Source organism: Marinomonas pontica, from assembly GCF_026191375.1.
Classification (GTDB): domain Bacteria; phylum Pseudomonadota; class Gammaproteobacteria; order Pseudomonadales; family Marinomonadaceae; genus Marinomonas; species Marinomonas pontica.
The window spans coordinates 13881-34900 of record NZ_JAODTL010000026.1 but is presented as its reverse complement, the minus strand read 5'-3'; the positions used below and the strand labels follow the sequence as shown (position 1 = coordinate 34900).

The 21020-nt window shown below is 45.4% G+C and carries 20 protein-coding genes and 2 pseudogenes; 6 read left to right on the top strand and 16 right to left on the bottom strand.

From position 1 onward, the window contains the following. Positions 1 to 11 precede the first annotated feature (11 nt). The 10 genes and pseudogenes from N5P32_RS05770 to N5P32_RS05725 form a co-directional block, all read right to left on the bottom strand. The gene (locus N5P32_RS05770) at positions 12 to 677 is read right to left on the bottom strand and encodes a precorrin-8X methylmutase (RefSeq protein ID WP_265728171.1); all 666 of its coding nucleotides are present in this window, start codon (positions 675 to 677) and stop codon (positions 12 to 14) included. Then, positions 674 to 1461: pseudogene (locus tag N5P32_RS05765) on the bottom strand (precorrin-6A/cobalt-precorrin-6A reductase). Before N5P32_RS05765 ends, N5P32_RS05770 begins: the two are co-directional and overlap by 4 nt. Continuing rightward, positions 1458 to 2612: a cobalt-precorrin-5B (C(1))-methyltransferase gene (locus N5P32_RS05760; RefSeq protein WP_265728170.1), complete on the bottom strand. Its 1155-nt coding sequence runs from the start codon at positions 2610 to 2612 to the stop codon at positions 1458 to 1460. Before N5P32_RS05760 ends, N5P32_RS05765 begins: the two are co-directional and overlap by 4 nt. 6 nt (positions 2613 to 2618) lie before the next feature. Beyond that, on the bottom strand, positions 2619 to 3953 hold the full coding sequence (locus N5P32_RS05755) for a cobyrinate a,c-diamide synthase (RefSeq protein ID WP_265728169.1): 1335 nt from the start codon (positions 3951 to 3953) through the stop codon (positions 2619 to 2621). 21 nt (positions 3954 to 3974) lie between these two features. Then, entirely contained in the window at positions 3975 to 5750 is a 1776-nt protein-coding gene (locus N5P32_RS05750) for an ATP-binding protein (RefSeq protein WP_265728168.1), read from the bottom strand. Positions 5751 to 5924: 174 nt separating this feature from the next. Further along, positions 5925 to 8354, bottom strand: a complete 2430-nt coding sequence (locus N5P32_RS05745) for a PAS domain-containing hybrid sensor histidine kinase/response regulator (RefSeq protein WP_265728167.1) — start codon at positions 8352 to 8354, stop codon at positions 5925 to 5927. Further along, positions 8326 to 8619, bottom strand: a complete 294-nt coding sequence (locus N5P32_RS05740) for a hypothetical protein (protein WP_265728166.1) — start codon at positions 8617 to 8619, stop codon at positions 8326 to 8328. Before N5P32_RS05740 ends, N5P32_RS05745 begins: the two co-directional genes overlap by 29 nt. 49 nt (positions 8620 to 8668) lie before the next feature. After that, positions 8669 to 9508 carry an EAL domain-containing protein gene (locus N5P32_RS05735; RefSeq protein WP_265728175.1) on the bottom strand — a complete coding sequence of 280 codons (840 nt, stop codon included), beginning with the start codon at positions 9506 to 9508 and terminating at the stop codon, positions 8669 to 8671. 12 nt (positions 9509 to 9520) lie between these two features. Further along, positions 9521 to 10383 (bottom strand): annotated as a pseudogene (locus N5P32_RS05730) (GGDEF domain-containing response regulator); the annotation flags it as partial. Positions 10384 to 10715: 332 nt separating this feature from the next. Beyond that, positions 10716 to 11321 (bottom strand): YitT family protein, encoded by a 606-nt coding sequence (locus tag N5P32_RS05725; protein WP_265728165.1) that lies wholly within the window; start codon positions 11319 to 11321, stop codon positions 10716 to 10718. Positions 11322 to 11582: 261 nt separating this feature from the next. On the opposite strand from N5P32_RS05725, the gene N5P32_RS05720 reads away from it, so the two are divergent. The 4 genes from N5P32_RS05720 (at position 11583) to gloA2 (ending at position 13943) form a co-directional block, all read left to right on the top strand. Beyond that, positions 11583 to 11804: a helix-turn-helix domain-containing protein gene (locus N5P32_RS05720; protein ID WP_265728164.1), complete on the top strand. Its 222-nt coding sequence runs from the start codon at positions 11583 to 11585 to the stop codon at positions 11802 to 11804. A gap of 23 nt (positions 11805 to 11827) precedes the next feature. After that, positions 11828 to 12469 carry a LysR substrate-binding domain-containing protein gene (locus N5P32_RS05715; protein WP_265728163.1) on the top strand — a complete coding sequence of 214 codons (642 nt, stop codon included), beginning with the start codon at positions 11828 to 11830 and terminating at the stop codon, positions 12467 to 12469. Positions 12470 to 12588: 119 nt separating this feature from the next. Next, a complete protein-coding gene (locus N5P32_RS05710; RefSeq protein WP_265728162.1) occupies positions 12589 to 13542 on the top strand; it encodes a LysR family transcriptional regulator in 954 nt (317 codons plus the stop codon). Between the two features lie 11 nt (positions 13543 to 13553). After that, the gene (gene gloA2, locus N5P32_RS05705; RefSeq protein WP_265728174.1) at positions 13554 to 13943 is read left to right on the top strand and encodes an SMU1112c/YaeR family gloxylase I-like metalloprotein; all 390 of its coding nucleotides are present in this window, start codon (positions 13554 to 13556) and stop codon (positions 13941 to 13943) included. A 53-nt stretch (positions 13944 to 13996) separates the two neighbouring features. Here the strand turns inward: gloA2 and N5P32_RS05700 are convergent, their stop codons facing one another. Then, the gene (locus tag N5P32_RS05700; protein WP_265728161.1) at positions 13997 to 14620 is read right to left on the bottom strand and encodes a peroxiredoxin; all 624 of its coding nucleotides are present in this window, start codon (positions 14618 to 14620) and stop codon (positions 13997 to 13999) included. Between the two features lie 89 nt (positions 14621 to 14709). Next, positions 14710 to 15039 carry a Grx4 family monothiol glutaredoxin gene (gene grxD, locus N5P32_RS05695; RefSeq protein ID WP_265728160.1) on the bottom strand — a complete coding sequence of 110 codons (330 nt, stop codon included), beginning with the start codon at positions 15037 to 15039 and terminating at the stop codon, positions 14710 to 14712. Positions 15040 to 15279: 240 nt separating this feature from the next. Between grxD and argF the strand changes: the two genes are divergently transcribed. Beyond that, on the top strand, positions 15280 to 16185 hold the full coding sequence (gene argF, locus N5P32_RS05690; RefSeq protein WP_265728159.1) for an ornithine carbamoyltransferase: 906 nt from the start codon (positions 15280 to 15282) through the stop codon (positions 16183 to 16185). 87 nt (positions 16186 to 16272) lie between these two features. Continuing rightward, a complete protein-coding gene (locus N5P32_RS05685) occupies positions 16273 to 17199 on the top strand; it encodes a LysR family transcriptional regulator (RefSeq protein ID WP_322783829.1) in 927 nt (308 codons plus the stop codon). A gap of 23 nt (positions 17200 to 17222) precedes the next feature. Here N5P32_RS05685 and N5P32_RS05680 read toward each other — a convergent pair whose 3' ends face one another. The 4 genes from N5P32_RS05680 to rluB all read right to left on the bottom strand — a co-directional run bounded on the left by N5P32_RS05680 (position 17223) and on the right by rluB (position 20916). Continuing rightward, a complete protein-coding gene (locus N5P32_RS05680; protein ID WP_265728158.1) occupies positions 17223 to 18740 on the bottom strand; it encodes an ATP-binding protein in 1518 nt (505 codons plus the stop codon). 4 nt (positions 18741 to 18744) lie between these two features. Beyond that, complete coding sequence (locus tag N5P32_RS05675; protein WP_265728157.1) at positions 18745 to 19464, bottom strand: winged helix-turn-helix domain-containing protein; 720 nt, start codon at positions 19462 to 19464, stop codon at positions 18745 to 18747. Between the two features lie 64 nt (positions 19465 to 19528). Continuing rightward, the gene (locus tag N5P32_RS05670; protein ID WP_265728156.1) at positions 19529 to 19984 is read right to left on the bottom strand and encodes a DUF1499 domain-containing protein; all 456 of its coding nucleotides are present in this window, start codon (positions 19982 to 19984) and stop codon (positions 19529 to 19531) included. Between the two features lie 29 nt (positions 19985 to 20013). Beyond that, complete coding sequence (gene rluB / locus N5P32_RS05665; protein ID WP_265728155.1) at positions 20014 to 20916, bottom strand: 23S rRNA pseudouridine(2605) synthase RluB; 903 nt, start codon at positions 20914 to 20916, stop codon at positions 20014 to 20016. Positions 20917 to 21020 lie beyond the last annotated feature (104 nt).

Below are 21020 nucleotides of genomic sequence, written 5' to 3'. Positions count from 1 at the left end.
ACAAAAAAACATTAATAATACTCGCCTAGATTGCAGCGCAACAATGCATTACAGCTGGCCGATGTCACGGCGCTACCGCCCATTCGTCCGAGCAAGGTAATGCATTCGATACCAAGCTTTTCATGAGCTTGCCAAAGCGCGTTTTTCGACTCCGCTGCGCCGACAAAACCCACCGGCATACCGATGATCAAAGCGGGTTTTGGCGCGCCTTGTTCGATCATTTCTAATAATCGAAACAAGGCCGTTGGCGCATTGCCGATTAAAACCACGCTGCCAGCAAGATCTTGTTGCCATAAACTCAATGCCGCCATAGAGCGAGTTTCGCCTTTGCTTTTCGCCAATTCTGCTGTGCGCGCATCGTTCAAAAAGCACAATGGCTCTCTCGTTATCATGCGCTTGGTGACGCCTTGCTTGACCATTTCCACGTCGCACAAAATCGCGCCATTATTGGCTAACGCCTCGCGGCCTGCTTGAGTTGCATTGGCACTAAAGCGCACTTGCTCGGCCACGTCAGGCAAGCCAAGGCTGTGCACTACGCGCATAACGACTTGCTGCTGGTCTTGGCTCAAGCCAGACAAATCAGTTAGCTCGCGGATTTGTCGAAAACTGTCATTCTCAATAGCTTGAGGGTTATTTTCGTATTGATAGTTGTATTGAACGTCGTCTGAAGAAGTCACTGTTGGTTGTCTTTTTGTTGATGTTTAATGTGAGTAGAAGCCTTGCCCCAAGCGGCCAAACAAGCTTGCAAGCAGTCTTCCGTGTCACTAAATTCACGTTCGGCTTCTGGCAAAATCGGCCGAGCATGCAATAAAACGGGAATAGATAATTCTCTGGCGGCTTCAAGCTTGGAATAGGTGGCCGAACCGCCGCTGTTCTTACTAACGATAACATCAATGCCGTGATCCACTAACAATTGGCGCTCATCCTCTAAAGCAAAAGGGCCAATGGCTTTTATCCAATCGATGTTATCTGGCAGATCAAACTTAGGCTCAACCGCCGTTCGCCACACAATGCGTTCGACGCTTGGTAATTGCAGTACACGTTTGAGCAAGACTTCGCTCATTTGCCCAGCGCTTAATAAGGGCACTCGAAAGTCATCAAGCTGCACCAATAAATCGGTTTCATCTTGATAAAATTTCCAGCGATCGGCCTCTTCTTGTTTCCAAGCGGGGCGATGAAAACGCCAACAGGGAATGCCAACATCTTTAGCCACCGTCACGGCCTTACTGCTCATGGTTTGCGCATAAGGATGGGTCACATCCAAAATCGCGCCGATATTATTGTCTTTTAAGTACTGAGCCAAGCCACCAAATTGGGTAAATCCCCCACCACCAACTGGCAATCGACTTTGGGCACGCGTACCAACCCCGCCAAGCTGTAGATGACGCTTACGCTCTCTCTATGTAACGAGTCGGCCAAACGGCGAGCGTCAGCGGTGCCACCCAATAATAAAACCTTCATGACTCGTCTCGCTGTGTTAAATCAGCATCCAAGGCTTTACCAACAAATTGGCCTTTGCGATCAATCGCCCAGACTTCTAACTCGATGTGAGCGGGAATGTACTGTCGTGCAAAGTCTAAGGCTTGCTGACAGATGGCATTGGCAAGCGGTAATCCTGCTGACATAGCAAAAGACAAGGCTTCCACACTGGTATTGGCGCATGTCATGCGCTCTTGCAAGTCATCATCAGCACCCAAACTGGCGGCAAGTTGTGCCAAGGCAGCAAGATCGATGCTGGATGCACGACTGTTTAGATCCATGTGATGCTGAGCTAATTTGCTGATTTTACCGAATCCACCGCAGATGCTGAGCTTCTGTAACTGAATTGAACTGTTTAGCTGGATAAAGTTGGTTTGCTCAACCTTTTTAATGTGCTTTAACACAGCACCCACAAAGTCGCCCATTTCGATCAACGCCATATCATCGAGCTGATAATGACTTTTTATAGCGTCTTCACTGGCATTGCCTGTGGTAGCGGCAATGTGGGTGATTGAATTAGCACGTGCCACATCGATGCCCTGATGAATAGACGCAATGTAAGCAGCACAAGAAAACGGACGCACAATGCCTGTGGTGCCGAGAATCGATAAGCCCCCCAAAATTCCCAAACGTGGATTCATGGTTTTTTGTGCAATTTGCTCACCGTTGATCACGCCGACAGACACATCGAAACCACCATGATATTGATAGGTTTGCGCAAAACCTTCCAAATGCTCGGTCATCATTTTACGCGGCACTGGATTAATTGCTGGTTCGCCAACATCAAGCAGCAAGCCCGTGCGTGTCACAGTGCCCACGCCTTGCGCCGCATGAAAGCGTACGCCCTGCTCTGGGGATAATCTCAGCTCGACAAATAAGGTTGCTCCGTGGGTCGCGTCTGGGTCGTCTCCCGCGTCTTTAATCGTCGCGGTTTTGATGCCGCCGTCGATTGCTTGATACTCGATAATTGGCAGATCAACCACTTTGCCTTTGGGTAAGGTGACGCTGACGCTTGCATCTTGTTGTTGGGCAAAAAGTGCCTGAGCCGCCGCCACACAGCAAGCCGTCGCGCAGGTTCCGGTGGTTAAACCAGTACGCAGTGGCGCGGTCGATTCAGCACTTTCAGGCCACATAATCCGCTAGCCCTGCTGACCGGCTAAAAAGATCTTAGCAGTAACGTCTAAATTGGAAGGGAAAAACAAATGCAAATAACTGGCGGTTAAGCCTTTCTGCTGATAAATCGCCTCGCCCGGTGCTGGGTGTCGCTGACGACGACCATAACCAACCGGTTCCGGCGTATTGGCGCTGCGCGATCTGTGATGAGCATGGCCGCGAATTTCGCCTTGTGGAATCACCGCTGTTTGCATACCTTGGCAACCGCGTTTGCCGCGCATCGCGCCTTGGCCAGCTAAAATCCCCAACATCGGATAACACTGATTATCCAAATCGGTTAGATCCTCCAAGCTATAAAGCATGCCGCCGCATTCCGCTAAAATACCTTTTCCCGAATGGAAAAAAGCCTTGATGGCTTGGCGCATTGAAAGGTTTTCAGAGAGCACTTTGGAGTGCAATTCAGGATAACCACCCGGCAGCCAAAGAGCATCAGCATCGGGTAAAGCTTGATCATGCAAGGGCGAGAAAAACACCACCTCTGCGCCTAAACTTTTCAACGCAATTAGGTTCGCATCATAGATAAAACTGAACGCAGCATCTCTAGCCACCGCAATGGTTTTCCCCTGCAAGCTTTGCTCGATGACTTGATTGTCATCTACTTGCTTAGTGGCATAAAAAGGTACGGCATTAGGCAATGCCAACAAGCCAGTGTCTTGCGTTTCTTTCAGCCATTCCACAGCGGCTTCAAAGCGCACTTCGAGCTCGTCTTTTACTTCGTCTGCTTGCACCAAACCTAAGTGACGCTCTGGCAAGGTAATTTCTTCATCACGCTTTAAGGTGGCGAGCAAAGGTAAGTTTGCAGGTAATGCATCGCGGATCAATTCCGCATGGCGTTCGCTGCCACAACGGTTGGCAATCAGTCCTGCCACTTGCACGTCATCGCGGAAATTCGCCAAGCCAGTCGCGACCGCCGCAGCCGTTTGAGCCATGCCTTTAACGTCCATAACAATCGCCATGGGAATACCAAAACGAGCCGCAAGGTCAGCACTGGAAGGTTCGCCATCAAACATGCCCATGGCACCTTCCACCAAGATCAAATCCGCTACTTGAGCGGCTTGATAAAGCATGTCTTGGCAATACTCTTCGCCCGCCATCCAAATATCCAGTTGCTCGACGGGTTGTTTAGACGCTTGCGCTAAAATCTGCGGGTCAAGGTAATCGGGACCCGTTTTAAACACGCGAACCACTTTTCCCTGATTGGTAAAGTAACGCGCCAGCGCCGCCGTAATGGTGGTTTTGCCCTGATTCGACGCAGGTGCTGTCAAAAATAATGCAGGACAATGAACAACAGAAGAGGTCATAAAGCCATCTCTAAAATGTGTCTAAATAGTCGGTAAAAAAGAGCTCAATAGAACGTATTGTGCGCCCAAATGCTGTGCAATATCTTGGCCTCGACCACGCTTGACTGGCGCGTTTTCAGTATCGATTAATACCGTATTACCCAGCAAAACAAGGTCAGATACGTCGGCTTGGGTTCGGCCATCCGTTAGTATATAGGTTTGGCTGAGTAAGCTCTTGTTGGTTTTGTGCTGTTGTGCCAAGTACTGGCTGGCGTTTTCGATTGCAACACGAAATGGCGTACCGCCACCCGCGCCTAAATCGTCCAATAAATCAGAGATTTCTTTGGGAGCGCGCACTTTAGGCAAAATAGACGACACGCCCTCTTGCCCAAAGCCTAAAATAGCAATCTGCTCTCGAGCCAAATAAGCACGCTGTGCAATGTCTAAAATCACGCCTTTGGCATGGGCAAACACCCCTTGACTCAAGGTTGATGCCGATGTGTCTAATAACACCAAATGCAAAACAGATTGACCGGTCTTAGCGGGCTTAGGCGTCAGGTTTTTCGGTGGCCATTCTTGCGGCTGGCTGACAATGCTTCGAAACCAGTCAATTCCATCCGCGGAAGGAAGGTCAACAGATTGCGCGACATCGGGACGATAACCGCCCAGCTGCTTGCCTTTATGCTTTCCCGGCGCTACCTCGCCAATAAATGACTGAGCGGCGCGGCGCTCTCTCTGTGAACCGTGAACAACCACATTGATGGGCGCGCTGCTCGCAAGCGTTTGAGGCGACATACTGCCCCATTCCCCCGAACCATTTTGCTCATTTGGCTCACCGTCTGGTGATAAATCAGTTTGAGGCTGATTACTGCTATTGGGTGATAACGAACGAGAATCGTCAGGTCGACGAGACGGCGGCGGGCTGGATGCTGAAGGCTGAGAGTTAGCTTGGCGTCTATGAGCCAACACCAACTCTTCGACGGTTTGAACATCGTCCAAAGAGACATTTTTTGCACCGCGCCAAGCGGCGTGGGTCATGGCGGCTCGAATCCAAACAATATCACCACGCACACCATCAACATTTGCTAGCTGACAGCGGCTCGCCACTTCTAAACGCAGTTCATCAGAGCAACGCACTTGCGCTAAAACTTGTCTTGCCAAGCGAATGCTGTTTTTCAAATTACGCTGTTTGTACTTAAAGGCATCACAAAATGCTTGAGCGTCTTGGTCGTATTCATCGCGGAGACGCACAATCTGTACACGCTCTTCAAGGCTGTATTGATTAACCAATTCCACCATCAAGCCAAAGCGGTCTTTTAGCTGTGGACGCAACTCGCCTTCATCGGGGTTCATGGTGCCCACCAACAAAAAACGCGCCGCGTGTTCATGACTGAGCCCATCACGCTCAACACGATTGACGCCACTGGCGGACACATCCAAGAGTTGATCCACTAAATGGTCGGCAAGCAAATTCACTTCATCGACATACAAGACGCCACCATGGGCTTTGCTCAATAAACCGGGTTTAAAAGCAACCTGTTTGTCTTGCAGAACCTGCTCCAAATCCAATGCACCAAGCAAACGATCTTCACTGGTGCCAAGTGGCAGCGTTGCAAAAGGAACGGCTTCTTCTCCCTGTAAAGCGGGCATCACGCCAGACAATCCTCGCGCCAAGGTAGACTTTGCCGATCCACGCGGGCCACTTATCAAAACACCGCCGATTTGTGGATTAACGGCACACAAAATCAACGCCAGCTTTAGCGCATCTTGCCCCGCTACCGCGGTAAAAGGAAAGTCACTAGAGGCGAAATGGGTCATTGGGCTACCTGTTGCGGTTTAGTGTGTATTAGCGAAAAAGTAAAAGGCTCTATTGTAGGCGCTTTTCTTATAACTTGTCTTGTTCGACAGTATCTATGAGGCGATTTTATGTCAAACCTAAAGCACTCAGGAAGCCTTGAGCAATCCGCATATGAACAGAATGCTCAGGTGTGTTTATGCTTTGTCCTCATATTGGGCAATCAAAGACTCCACCAATCCGAGATCGAATTGTTCAATCGCAGATTGCAGTGTTCTTTTGTAGGTCGCAGGGAGGTACCGACTCAAAGAGTGGAATGCTTGTTCAGTGGCTTGAACGTCACCGCTTTGGGCTGCTGACAATAATGGCAGCCAATCGTCCCGCGTTAAATCGCACTCCGTACTCATATCATCATTTAGGGAAGAAACGGTTAAGTCGTCCGTGTTAGAGGTTCTTTTTGATTCTGGTGCAGGCACGAAATACACATCCAAGTGCGTCACCAAGGATTTATAAATTTCTTTAATTTGATAAGGTTTTGCGATGACCTGCCAAAAGCCTTCATCCAATAACGCTTGCTGTTCATGCACTAACGTTGACGCTGTGACCGCGATCACCGGTATTTGATGGTTTTTATCTTCTCTTTGAATCGTTTTTAATAGATCAATGCCGCTTTTTTTAGGCATTCGAATATCCGTCATTATCAAATCCGGTGGATTCGTCCTAAAAATCTCAATGGCTTGCTTGCCGTCTTCCGCCTCTAAAATCTGGCAACCGGCTTTTTCTAACAAAGACACAAGAATATCTCTAGACCAGGCGTCGTCTTCTGCCACCAATACACGTATGGGATTGTTCAACCTCATACTGAGGATCGCGTCTTCATTGTCCACATTGATTGCCTGGCGATCACCCGCTTTGAGCAAGGGCAAATCCACCGTTATTTGAGTACCAATGCCATCGCTGCTTTTCACAGATAAAGAACCTTCCATGAGTTTTACCAAGGCTGTCGATAAAGACAAACCAAGTCCGGTTCCTCCTGAAATTTCTCCCGCTTTACCTTGCATGAAGGGCGTAAATAAATGCTCCATTAACTCAGACTCAATCCCTGGCCCGGTGTCTTCTATAATAATATGAATTCGATTATCAACCAGTTGAGCCGTAACTTTCACATAGCCTTGAGAGGTAAATTTCACGGCATTACCCAATAGGTTAGTCAGTATTTGCTGAAACTTGACCGGGTCAATCATGACCATTTTCCCATCGTCAATATGGCATTCAACGATTAAGGTTAAGCCTTTTTGTTGCGCTTCGCCCTGAAACAGCTTACCTATTTGACTGACTTCTCGGCATAAATCGGTTTTTTGTTCGTGCAACACAAGCCGTCCCGATTCTATTCGAGCGATGTCGAGAATATCGTTAATCAACCCCAACAATCGATTGCCTGCACTGGCAATGGACAAAAACCGTGTTCTCGACATTCCCGTTAGCTGGTTGTCCTCACTGATAAGTTGAGCGTAGCCAATAATCGCGTTCAGTGGGGTACGAATTTCATGGCTCATATTGGCCAAGAAATGACTTTTTGCTTGGTTAGCCTGCTCAGCGGCTTCTTTGGCTTGTTCTAGTTGGAGAGAGACATTTTTTTGATCGGTAATGTCACTCATAATATTCCCTAAAGACGTAGACTTTCCTTCGTCGTCTCGCAATAGAAAGAACGTCTCATGGGTTGCAAACAGGCGACCATTTAAGCTTCTGGCTTGCAATTCCCCTTCCCAGACACCTTGCTCTTTCACATAAGGAATGACAGTAGATTTAATGAATTTTTGACTCACTTCAGGGTAAAAATCCAAGTAGTTCAAATCCGCTAAGGACGCGTCGTTTTCTTCACCTGAGACGCTCAGAAGTTGCCGTATTTTTTTATTTAGGTACGTTATATCTCCCTCTAAAGTTGCCATCACAAAGCCCTGTGCCGAATTGTCAGCAAAGCTTTTAAACAATTTCAATTCATTAAATAAACGGTGACGTTCTGTGATATTTCGCGCGATGCCAAGCGTGCCACGAAAGTTTATGGAAGGTTCAATGACGGGTACACGGTATACCTCAAACAAGCATGGCTCACTGCCATTTTTAGGGTATCCCCACGTTTGTTCGTGAAGCGTAACGCCTGCTTCTAACGCATGTTTATCTTGATTAAAGTAATAATCCCCCTTTCTATCGAGGTTTAATTCTAGGTCGTTTTTGCCTTGAATGTCCTCAACAGACAAAGAGTTAAAATCTAAAAATGCCTGATTGCAATCCAAATAACATCCAGCCTCATCTTTTGACCAGACAATGTCAGGAATATTATTCAGCAAAGAAGACAATGTCAGCTCTCGACGACGTGCTTCTTCTCGCGCCACAATTAATTCGTTTTCGGTTTCAACAATATGACCAATGTCTTCAAAAATACCCGCCACACTGTGAACACGTTTACGGGCATCGCGCCGTACCACGCTGCCGCGCATTTCGACCCAATGTACTTCCTGAAGGGGATTTTTTATTTTGAGACGAATCGACCTGGGAGCAAGATTAACCTCATCTTCCAGTAAAACAGCCTTCCAGCGCTCAAAAGTGATGCGATCTTCTGGTGACAAAAAGGCCAGCCAGTCTTTTAAAGATTTGGGTGTTTTTTTCTTCGAACCCAAGTTGCATAAAGAATTCTGTGGAGGCATACAAGCGGCCCGTTTCAGGGTACCACTCCCAAACACCCGCATTGGTGGCCAAAATGGCTCTTGAATAGCGTCGCTGCAACAGTTTGAAACGGATCAAAAAAGCGAGTTGCAATGCCACCAAAGCAAACGCTGTAACACAAAACAAAAAGACCAATATTTTGAGAATCAGTGGGAGTTGAATATCCATGTTTAAAATCCCTCGGCAATTGGCCTAACACCTAGGTTGACCTTTAGACTTACAATTTTTCAGGCTTATGGAAAAAGTAGCCTTGCCCCCACTCCACACCAAGCAATTTGAGCTTATCCACAATAGATTGGTTCTCAACAAACTCTGCAACAACTGGCTTATCTAACATTTTGGCCAGCTTCACAATCGAATCCACCATGCCATAGTGAAGCTCATTGAGGTGCATATCCTTGATGAACATACCGTCAATTTTGATCAAATCGAAAGGCAAATCCATCAGGTAAGCGAAAGAGGAAAAACCTGTACCAAAGTCGTCCAATGCGATCGTACAACCCGATTGATGCAATAACGCCATAAAACGACGGGTGTCTGTGAAATTATTTAACGCTTCGGTTTCCGTAATTTCAAAGCAGAACTTAGCGCCATCGAGCTGAAAATGCGCGAGTTGCTCCACAATAAACTCTGCAAAATTGGCTTGTCTCACCGACAACGCTGACACATTTAACGCCACCTGATCAACCGACTCCCAAAGCGCTTTATTTTCCGCCATTTTTTGCATCGTGTGATGAATCACCCAGCGGTCAATTTTTGAAACGATACCAAAACGCTCGGCCGCTCGAATGAAGTCGTTCGGAAAAATTAAATTGCCCGTTTCTTCATCCATAAGCCGAACCAATATTTCGATTTTTTTCTTCGGTTCATCTTTTATTAATGAAAACACTTGCTGGAAATGCACTTGGAACAGGTCTTTTTCAAGGCCATCAATAATACGCAGTCCCCAGTTTAAATTGCCACGATGCTCCTCGTACGCTAAATCTTGGGCATTTTTAATAATACGCGAATGGACACCCGCTTTTTTGCTGGTGTAACAAACTTCATCCGCCAGCATCACAACTTGCTCAAACGACACCATATCAAGGGTAATTGGCATGGCCACTTGTGTTACCGTCATTCGAAACTGCCGTTCGTCCCACACAAAAGAAAAGTCTTGAATGGCTTTTTGCAACAAACGGAAAAAAGACTCTACCGCTTGGCTCCCACCTTGGCTGATAACAATGGCAAATTTATCACCACTTAAACGAGCACAAAAATCTCGTTGCGGGTTTGCCAAACCGCCCATTAACACCGCCAGCTGATGCAACAACTCATCCCCTGCAATACAGCCACAGGAATCATTAATCAAACGAAACTCGTTGATATCAATCAAAACAAAATAGGGAGTGTGCTCAGATGTATTCGATTGTATGCCAGAAATAAGATAGGAAACGTGTTCATCAAGTGCGTCACGGTTGTATAGCTGCGTCACAAAATCATGCTGAGCCAAATACTTCAGTCTATCTTGCATGTAACGTCGCTCATTCACTTCTTTGCGAAGATTTCGATTTAAAAGATTTAGGTCGGCGGTGCGCTCGCGTACTTTTTCTTCTAATTGAGACGTCAGTTCACGAAGCTCATGCACTAGCTGAAACTTTTCCAACTGATGCTGTACTCGAGCTCGTACTTCTTCTATTCGGATCGGTTTACTAATGTAATCGTTGCCGCCAACCTCAAATCCACGACTAATATCATCGGCCAATGCCGTTACAAAAATAACCGGCACGTCTTTGTGTTGCGGGTGCATACGGATCCGGCGACAAGTCTCGAATCCATCAATCCCCCCATCATGACATCCAATAAGATCAAGCAAGGCTGGGTTCGCTCTAACAGCTCCAACGCACGTTCACCAGAATTTGCCACAGCAATTTGGCAATCCAATGCATCCATAACTTCCTGTAAAACGCGTAAATTCTCTGGTACATCATCGACAATTAACACTGTTGGGAACTGCTTCATACCTAGTTATGCCTTTTCTATGATTTCACAATCACTTGTAGAAAGTAATTTAAACGCCATGATCGAACAAATTTTAAGTAATACTCCTGAATATTAACCCCGTTCTAGACAAAATATCCATCTAAGTTATGCAGATAAAAAAATGAAATGTAAACGACTCTTTTAAATAAAGTAACAGAATTTGATCTTAGCTATATGACAAGAAAGGGGAAGCCATACACTGGACACAAAAGAAAAAGCACCTGAAAGGCGCTTTTCTCATATCAACTGACTTTGGCGTCCACCAACGCCACTTGCGCCCACTTTGGCGGTCGATGATAACGACCAACAACTGAACTCAATAATAGAAACGCCACCAACGAATACCCTAACTGACTTAAATCTAAGAAAATCAGAGCCGCAATCAATACTGCAATATCAGCAATGAGCGTCGTTTTACTGGCATGAATGGAAAAATGGCGCTCTAAATACACCGCCAATATGTTTAATCCACCTAAAGACGCGTTATGACGAAACAAAATAATGAGACCAAATCCTACCAACAAGCCACCTAACGCGCCGGATAATCCGGGATGAATAGACAGCACAACATAATGCTTCATCAGTTCCGACAAAATGGATAACAAGCTCACACTCGCAAACGTTCGAAACGTAAAGTCCCGACCAAGGGTGCACCAAGCTAATAGATAAAATGGGATATTCAACAAAAAGAACAACGCCCCAAAGGACAAGTCAGTCAGTCTTAACAAAATCATGCTGACCCCAGCGGTGCCACTAATCAGCAAACCCGCAGAATTTAAAATGTGTATTCCTAAAGCAACAAGCAGACAGCCCTCAGCAATAGAGAGCCAACGATGGGTGATTTTCATAGTGGAATCCTTAAGGTCGTCGTATTAACTTTTGGTTAATCACAGAGGCTTGTAAATCGCTTCTTGTGGAAGCAGATAACACAGACCGCATTTAATTAAGTAAACTCAGCAGAGAGTTACTCAGTAAAATTTCTGCATATTTCATACCATTATTAAAAAATACACAATTGGTTACGCGGATTTATTTACGCCCTTGATCAATTATCACCCCCACCAACATAACACTACTCTTCGCCATAAAAACAACGCTACAATAGCCTCATGAGAATAACACTTAGACAATTACAGATATTTGAAGCCGTGGTTCATACTGGATCTGTGACGGCAGCGGCCGAAATGGTGTCTATCAGCCAACCCGCCGCCAGCCAAGCACTCAGAGAACTCGAAGCCTTACTCGGACGTCCTCTTTTTCGTCGTCATGGTAAGCGTTTACAAATTACCCCCAAGCAAGACATTTACTGCCCCAAGCCCGTGCGGTTCTGAGCCAAATTGAACAAATTGAAAGCATGGGGAATGAGGACGAGCTCAGCGGTTCTCTTCATTTAGCGGCCAGCGTCAGTGTGGGCAACTACCTGCTCCCCAAACAGATGTCTCTCTTTAAGCGACAACATCCGAACATTCGCTTCAATTTGGACATAGGAAACACTCAAAGTGTTATTCAACAACTGTTAACTGGCAAAGCCGAAGTGGGCTTTATTGAAGGCTATTGCCAGCACGCCGAGCTGATGACACAAGTGTGGTTAAAAGATGAACTGGTGGTCTTTGGCTCCGCTGAAGAAGAACGCTCAGACGTTTTATCATGGGAAGATTTGGAGCAAGCCAGCTGGGTTATGCGCGAATCTGGGTCAGGCACACGCAACATACTAGAACAAGCCACTGCAGCGCACATCCCACAGCTCAATGTTGTGCTTTCCCTTGCGCATATGGAAGCGGTAAAACAAGCGGTTATACATCAAATGGGATTGGGCTGTTTATCTAGAATGGCCATTTCTCAAGAATTGAACTCTGGGCTGATTCGTCTGTATCAAACCCCATTGGCATTAAATAGAAACCTATTGATTGTCACACCTAAAAATACCGCCCTGACTCAAAATGCTCAGCGTTTTATCGATCTGTGTTGCGCTGTGCCCATTTTATCGAACATCTAGTTCTTGCTGTTAGCAAATGGCCAAAAACGCCCCTAAATTTGTGCAAACTATTGTTGTAGTTTGCACAAAGGGCAATACAATCGATTCACTATATAATCCATGCGAACGCCATAAGAAATATGAATATTAATAAAATCGATCTTAATCTTCTTATTTACCTCGATGTGCTGCTAAGAGAATGCAACGTCACGCGCTCTGCAAGCAAACTGAATATTACCCAACCCGCGATGAGCAACGGGTTAAAGCGATTAAGAGATTTGCTTAATGACCCGCTGTTAGTGCGCACCAGTGAAGGCATGAAACCCACTGAGAAAGCATTACGCTTACAACCGATTGTCCGAAAAGTGCTTTTGGAGCTAGAAGAAGCATTGCAGCCAGAAGCCGACTTTAACGAAAGCACCAGTACGCGTGTGTTTCGTATTATGGCGAGTGATTATGCAGCTTCCACGGTCATTCCCAGGTTATTAAATCGATTAAGGGAATTTGCCCCCGGCATCACCTTAGACATCATGACTCCCAGCGACGTCACCTTTCACGACGTGGAAGCAGGAAAAATCGATATGGCGATTAATCGCTTTGAAGAGCTTCCGCAGTCCTTTCACCAAAAGAGCGTTTGGTTTGACACTTTTGTGTGCATGATGAGTTCTAAAAACCCAGTGAAAGACCATTTTGATATTGATGCCTACTTACAAGCTCAACATATTTGGGTAAGCAAAACGGGCTTTGGTGTCGGTGTTGGAATGGACCCCACAGACGTACAAAAATTAGGTTGGGTAGATGAAGCCCTACAAACACTCGGACACAAACGCAGCATCCGAGTATTCACACGCAGCTACCATACCGCCATGCACCTTGCCCTTGAACAAGATCTTATAGCGACCTTGCCAAAAAAAGTGGCCATGGTAAACAAAAAGAACCCAGATCTCGTCATTCTTGATCCGCCATTCGATATCCCAAAAATTGAACTGAAAATGATTTGGAGTCCATTACTGCATCACGACGCCAGCCATATTTGGTTTAGACGACAAGTCATCGATGTGGCAAATGAATTAAAAGCACAAACAAAACAATAAGAGCCGCTATGATGTTGAAGGTATCTCATATCCACCATATCGCAATAATCTGTTCTGATTATCAGCGTTCTAAAACGTTCTACAGTGAGACGCTTGGTTTTCGTATCATTGCGGAAACTTATCGAGAAAGTCGCGAGTCTTATAAATTAGACTTGGCGATCAACGCAAACCAGCAAATTGAACTATTTTCATTTCCGGCACCACCAGAAAGACCATCGCGACCGGAAGCGCAAGGTTTAAGACATTTGGCCTTTGCGGTAGATGATTTGGACGATTGCGTAGCGCATCTAAATCGTCAGGGGGTTGCCACAGAAACAATAAGAATGGATGAATTAACAGGCAAGCGTTTTACCTTTTTTGCCGACCCCGATGGTTTGCCGCTGGAACTGTATGAGAGCTAAAAAAACGCCCACTACTCAGTAGTGGGCGTTTTTATGGCTATAAAACACATGTCTTATAGAGATTTAGCACTTTCAGAAAGGTAAGCCGCAACACCTTCTGGAGATGTCGTCATGCCTTTATCACCTTTGTTCCAGCCTGCTGGACAAACTTGACCATGCTCTTCGAAGAATTGTAGCGCATCAACGATACGAACCAATTCATCCATGTTACGGCCAATAGGCTCGTCATTCACGACCTGTGAACGAACAACACCTTTTTGGTCAATAACAAAAGATGCACGCATCGCAACACCTGCAGGGTAGTAAGACTCGCCACCTTCAGACTCGATACCGTAAGCTTTTGCAATAGCGTGATCCATGTCCGCTGCCAGTGTGTATTCAACAGCACCGATACCGCCTTGATCAACAGGCGTATTACGCCACGCATTGTGAGTGAAGTGAGAATCGATAGACACACCGATAACCTCTACACCCATTTCACGGAATTTGTCCATGCGGTGAGACATGGCAATGATTTCAGAAGGACATACGAACGTAAAATCCAAAGGGTAGAAAAATACAATGGCGTATTTTCCTTTAATCGTTTCAGCTAAGTTAAAAGAATCAACAATTTGGCCATCAGCCAAAACCGCAGGAACTGTAAAATCAGGTGCTTTTTTACCCACTAAAATAGACATATCTAAGATCTCCTTTTTACGTCTTATATGGTTAACAAACTTACACTTAGTCGTTAAAAGCGACCGACCTGAGTCGATCGTTTTTTCACTTATTCTTCAGAAGAGCCAACCGCTTCTTTGATCAAGGCTTGCAATTCACCGTTACCTGCCATTTCGACGATGATGTCACATCCGCCGACTAACTCGCCTTTTACCCAAAGCTGAGGGAATGTTGGCCAGTTAGCGTATTTTGGTAACTCAGCGCGAATATCTGGGTTCTCCAAAATGTTCACAAAAGCAAAGCGTTCACCACACGCCATAAGCGCCTGAACTGCCTGAGATGAAAAACCACACTGTGGAGCGCGTGGGTTGCCTTTCATATAAAGCAGAATGTCGTTACTGCTAATTTGCTCTTTAATTGTTTCGATTGTATTACTCATGCTAAAACCTCACCCGGTAACTGTCTTTTCGTATGACGAAGATAACTTTAATGTCTAAACGCAAACCAAGACGATTAAATTCACTAAACTTGCACCAGTTTATGGGGTCTAGTGGTGTATTTACAACCCCAAAAAACGGCTTTCGGTTACACTTTCCCATGTTAAATGTCCTTTACTCACTTACCTGAGTGTATTAAATTGGTCGATTCCCTTTTCAGCACACAATTAAGGAGCTATAGCGTGTCGCCTAGACATTTTCTTACTCTGAAGGATCTTTCTTCTGACGAGTTAAAACAATTACTATTTCGAGCCTCTGAGCTTAAGAAAATTCATCATGAAGGCACCCTATTTCAACCGCTGAAAAATCGAGTTTTGGCGATGATATTTGAAAAATCATCCACCCGAACACGCGTCTCTTTTGAAGCTGGCATGGCTCAATTTGGCGGTCACGCCCTATTTCTTTCGTCTCGCGACACCCAACTTGGGCGCGGTGAACCCGTAGAAGACAGTGCTCGTGTTATATCGAGCATGGTAGATGCCGTCATGATCAGAACATTCGATCATAAAACCGTTGAGACCTTTGCCAAATACTCCTCTGTGCCGGTTATAAATGCGCTAACAGATGATTATCACCCATGCCAGCTGTTGGCAGACATGCAAACCTACCAAGAACATCGCGGCTCAATCGAAGGCAAAAAAGTGGTCTGGGTTGGCGATGGCAATAACATGTGTAATTCATACATCAACGCCGCCGCCTTGTTGGACTTTCAACTGGTTGTGGCTTGCCCAGTCGGCTATGAACCTAACGCTGAGCTTGTTGCAGAACACAGCGACCGAGTCACTGTACTTCATAGTGCTCACGATGCGGCCACCAACGCAGACCTAATCGTCACCGATGTATTTGCCTCAATGGGTCAAGAAAACGAACAAGAACAACGCTTGAAAGACTTTGATGGCTTCCAGGTCAACAGTGCACTGATGGCAAAAGCCAACCCAGATGCATTATTTATGCATTGCCTGCCAGCTCATCGCGGAGAAGAAGTGAGCGCAGATGTGATTGATCATCCAGAAAGTGTTGTTTGGGATGAAGCAGAAAATCGTCTACACGCACAAAAAGCGCTACTTGAATTTTTATTGTGTCGCTAAGACAATACCAAGGCTCGCATGAATTCCATTCTGCGGGCTTTTTTTATACCTTATAGTCTGAAAAAAACTCACTTACAGCGAATCATTATGAGTATCATTGAAGTTAGGCATTTAAAAACCCTCGCCGCTCTACGAGAAACTGGCAGCTTAGTCGAGGCCGCAGAACGTGTCCATTTAACTCAGTCGGCCCTATCTCATCAGCTGAAAGATTTAGAAGAAAAACTCGGTTGCCCCCTATTTATTCGTAAAACCAAGCCTGTTCGCTTCACTAGTGCGGGTTTACGCTTACTGCAACTAGCAGACGATGTATTACTGTCTTTTCGCTCAGCACAACGAGACATTCAACGATTTGCAGAAGGAGAAAGCGGCCGACTCCACATCGCGATTGAATGCCATAGTTGTTACGAATGGCTTATGCCAACGATTGATCACTTCCGTGAACATTGGCCGGATGTTGAACTCGATTTATCGACAGCCTTTGGCTTTATGCCATTACCAGCTTTAGCGCGTGGAGATTTGGACTTGGTGGTCACGTCCGACCCACAAGACATTCCAAACATAGAGTACATCCCCTTATTTCAATACGAATCTCAGGTTGCTGTATCTCGTCATCATGAACTGGCCAAAAAGGAATTTTTGAGCCCCGAAGATTTCGAGAAAGAAACACTGATCACCTATCCTGTTGAAACCGAGCGCTTAGACATATTCAAGCACTTCTTGAATCCAGCCAACATTTCACCAGCAAAAATACGTCACAGTGAATTAACCCTGATGATGATGCAATTGGTCGCCAGCGGCCGAGGAATATGCTGTTTGCCAAATTGGGCGCTTACTGAATACATCAACAGACAATACATCATTACTAAATCACTGGGAGAAGAGGGACTTTGGTGTAAGCTGTACATCGCGATACGCAAAGACCAACGCGAAAACGCCTACATGGAAGATTTGATCTCTACCGCATCAAAAACATGCTTCAAAAACCTCAAAGGCATTTTGGCGCCAGACCTATAGACACACGCCACCTTTTTACAGCATCAGGACACCGTGTTCTGATGCTGGTTGCGAGACCATATTAAACTGAACTTCGCGCCACCGGATTCGCTTGCATCAATCAAAACCGCTCCGCCATGCCAAAACGCAATACGCTGAACAATCGCTAATCCTAGTCCATAGCCACCTGAAGCCCGAGTTCGACTATTATCCAATCGCTGAAAGGGTATAAACACCTTGTCGCGATCTTCAAAGGCAATTCCTGGACCATCGTCTTCAATGTCTAATTGCCAACGTTCAGCGTCACACGAAAACGTGATCACAATAGTACTGGATGCGTATTTAGCGGCATTAAGAATAAGGTTTTGCAAAGCTCGGCTTAAATGATGCTCATCCGCTAAAACAAGATCATCATCTGATATTTTCACTTCGACTTGTAAGTGCTGCAGCAATAGATGGTTATGCTGAAGAATGCCCTCCACTAATTGAGAAATAGACAACTCTTTGAAGTTAAGTTCTAACGAACCGCCCTCCAGTTTCCCGTAAGTTAGCACTTCATCAACCAAAGTGTTTAGTTCTTCCACATCGCCTTCTAATGCCTCAATGGTTTTCCCTACACTGTCGTCAACTTCGTCCTTCATCACCTCAAGGCCAAACCTCAGTCGTGCAATCGGAGTGCGTAATTCATGAGAGATAGCGTTAATCATCTCTCGCTGAACTTTTAATAAACGCTGAATATGAGACGACATAGAATCAAATGAATAAGCCAACTCTTTCAATGTACCACTACTGTCGTCAGGAATGCCTTTTGGAAGCCCACTGCGACCACGGGCAATTTGACGAGTAATGCTTTCAAAGGTTTTGCGTTTAAAGTCCAATGAAATAAGCTCTCGCCAAATCAGCATCAACATCACAGCAATACCAACACCCACCACAGTAACCACAATCAAGGTAAGGGAAACATTATTGTCGTATGCGACGGATAATAAAACAGGCTTATTGGCTTCTTTGTCTTTCCAAATAAAACCATACTGACTGTAAACACCATTAACAGAAGCAACGCCAGTTAAAGGCGCTGTGGCAGAAGCAGAAACCTCTTCCATCAAAAGACAGGGAAAGCTTTCCAGCAAGGCCATTTTATCGTTATAACTTAGTTGATCGGTCAATAAAAATTGACTCAACAAAGACTCAAGCTTAAACAAAGAGCTTACTTGATCAACACGACCAACCAGAACAGGCGCATCAGAATCACCAAGCGCGATTCGATAGCTGTTTTCAGGAATTTTTAGCCATTTTTTATCTAAGATCAAAGATGAGATGGTCGAGACAGGAAGTGGAGTGCTGGATTTCACACTCCATTGAAACTGGGATTCTGCAATGTCCTGACGGACACCTAAAAGCAACAATGAGGAACTAATTTCAGCGTCGATACACAACAATTGTTCGACTCTTGATGCGCCAAAGCGAATTTGGGTAAATTCCATGACGATATAACAACACGCAACAATAACGACACCTCCTAAAATAAGGTGTCGATACAACCGCCACATTTCAGCTCGCATGCTATTACACTTCTTTTACGAACAAGTAGCCTTTACTGCGAATCGTTTTGATACGACGCGGATGAATTGGGTCATCGCCAATTTTTGAACGAATACGAGAAATACGAACATCAACAGAACGATCTTGCCCATCGTATTCAATACCTCGCAACTCGCCGAAAATTTCCTCTCGGCTAAGAATACGTCCCGCATTGCTTGCCAACAACCACAGTAGATCAAATTCAGCGCTCGTAAGTTCCACTTCTTCTTCAAGAAGCCACGCTTCGCGGCGAGAATTGTCGATGGTTAGAGGACCAAAAGTAAGATCTTGCTCTTCTTTAGCAGGAGCCGCACTGGTGTCAACATCTTGGGTACTGCGACGCAACAAAGATTGAACGCGTGCTAACAGAACTCTGGGCTTGGCTGGTTTTGAGACATAATCATCAGCACCAATTTCCAATCCTAAAATCTGATCGACATCATCACTTCTCGCCGTCAGCATTAAAATAGGCCCTTTGTAGTCGTTTCGGACGCTTCGACAAACCGTAAAGCCATCTGCTCCCGGCAACATGAGATCCAAAATAACCAATGCAGGCTGCTCTGCAACAATACGTGAAATGGCTTTGCGTCCATCTGGTTCAATGCCAACATTGAAACCATTTTTTTGCAAATATTCCTGAGTAAGCAACGCTAATCGTTCATCGTCTTCAACAATTAAAATGGTTTTGTTGTCATCAATACTCATGGGCAATCCTCGTCCTGTTATTATCGTTTTAGATTTAATGACTTATAAATCAACACGTCCGAAATCAATCTACTAAAAGATCTTGAATTTGTTTAACTCTCTCGCGGTTAACACCGAGATCAGAATATCCAACACGGGAAGCCGAACGAATATGCACTACGCTGTCTGCATCAGGAAGGTAAAACTCGACATCATCTACGTAACCAACTATCGGGCTTTTTACCTCAAAATGCACGTACCCTAGCGAACTACTTATGATACGAGCACGCCCATTTTTCAGCATGTAGGACTCAAGTTTTAATTGGGTGCTTTTCCGACTGTCGGTATAAACAATCGGTTCAGCATAATGAAGGACATCATCCTCTAACGCTTGGGTTGAAACACAGTTTGGTGAAGATGGACAAGGCTTTAATAGTCCATCCGTTAGGCCCAAACCTTCTGGCAACGTATTACTGATACTGACATAAATACAGAATCCAATAACCAAAGCAACAACTAATCCAATTATCCAGCGAACCATGCTTCTAAGACTCCCAAGCGATTTTTATCTTAACGGAACGATCTTTTTCCTGGCTTTTTCGGTTTGAACTCAGGCTTATCATTGCTCTGCCAATCAAACCCTTTAGGCGGAGCGCGACGAGCACCACCCGCTGTCGCCTTATTTTTATGACGTTTTAATTCCAATTTTTCTTGTTGTGTTTTCGGTGTCAATTCTGACAGTTTCAAATCCACCATAGCACACAAAGAATTCACGTCCGTTTCTTCCATTTCAACCCAACGACCTACCTTCGCTTTAGAAGGCAAGAAAACAGGACCAAAACGAACTCGTTTCAAGCGGTTAACTTTCACCCCTTGAGACTCCCAAAGACGTCGAACCTCACGGTTACGACCTTCCATCAAGCAAACATAAAACCAGCGGTTGATACCTTCACCACCACCGTCAACAATGTCGGTAAACTTCGCAACACCATCGTCTAGAATGACCCCTTTTTTCAACGTCGCAAGGTTTTCTTCGGTAACCTCACCCATGACACGAACAAGGTACTCGCGGTCAATTTCTGTTGAAGGGTGCATCAATCGATTCGCCAATTCGCCATCCGTTGTGAAAAGCAGCAGACCCGATGTATTAATATCCAAACGCCCTACCGCAATCCAACGCTCTCCGCGTAATTTTGGTAGTTTATCAAACACAGTAGGTCGACCCTCTGGGTCCTTACGAGTACAGACTTCGCCTTCAGGTTTGTTGTAAATAATAACGCGGCGGTTTTCACCCGCTTCAGTCGCCACAATAGAATAACCATCTATTGTAATGGTATCTTTCACGCTAACGCGATCGCCCAATGTCGCCACTTCGCCATTGACCAACACTCGGCCTTCGCGGATGCGATTTTCCATCTCACGGCGTGACCCTTGACCTGCTCTCGCTAATACTTTTTGTAACTTCTCGTCCATTACGAACCTCTTAGAGGGAATGCTTCTCAGCAACCCAGTTTTGAAAAATTTTAATTAACACTTCTATGCATTATAAGCCACACGGCGTGAACCTGGACAGCTGA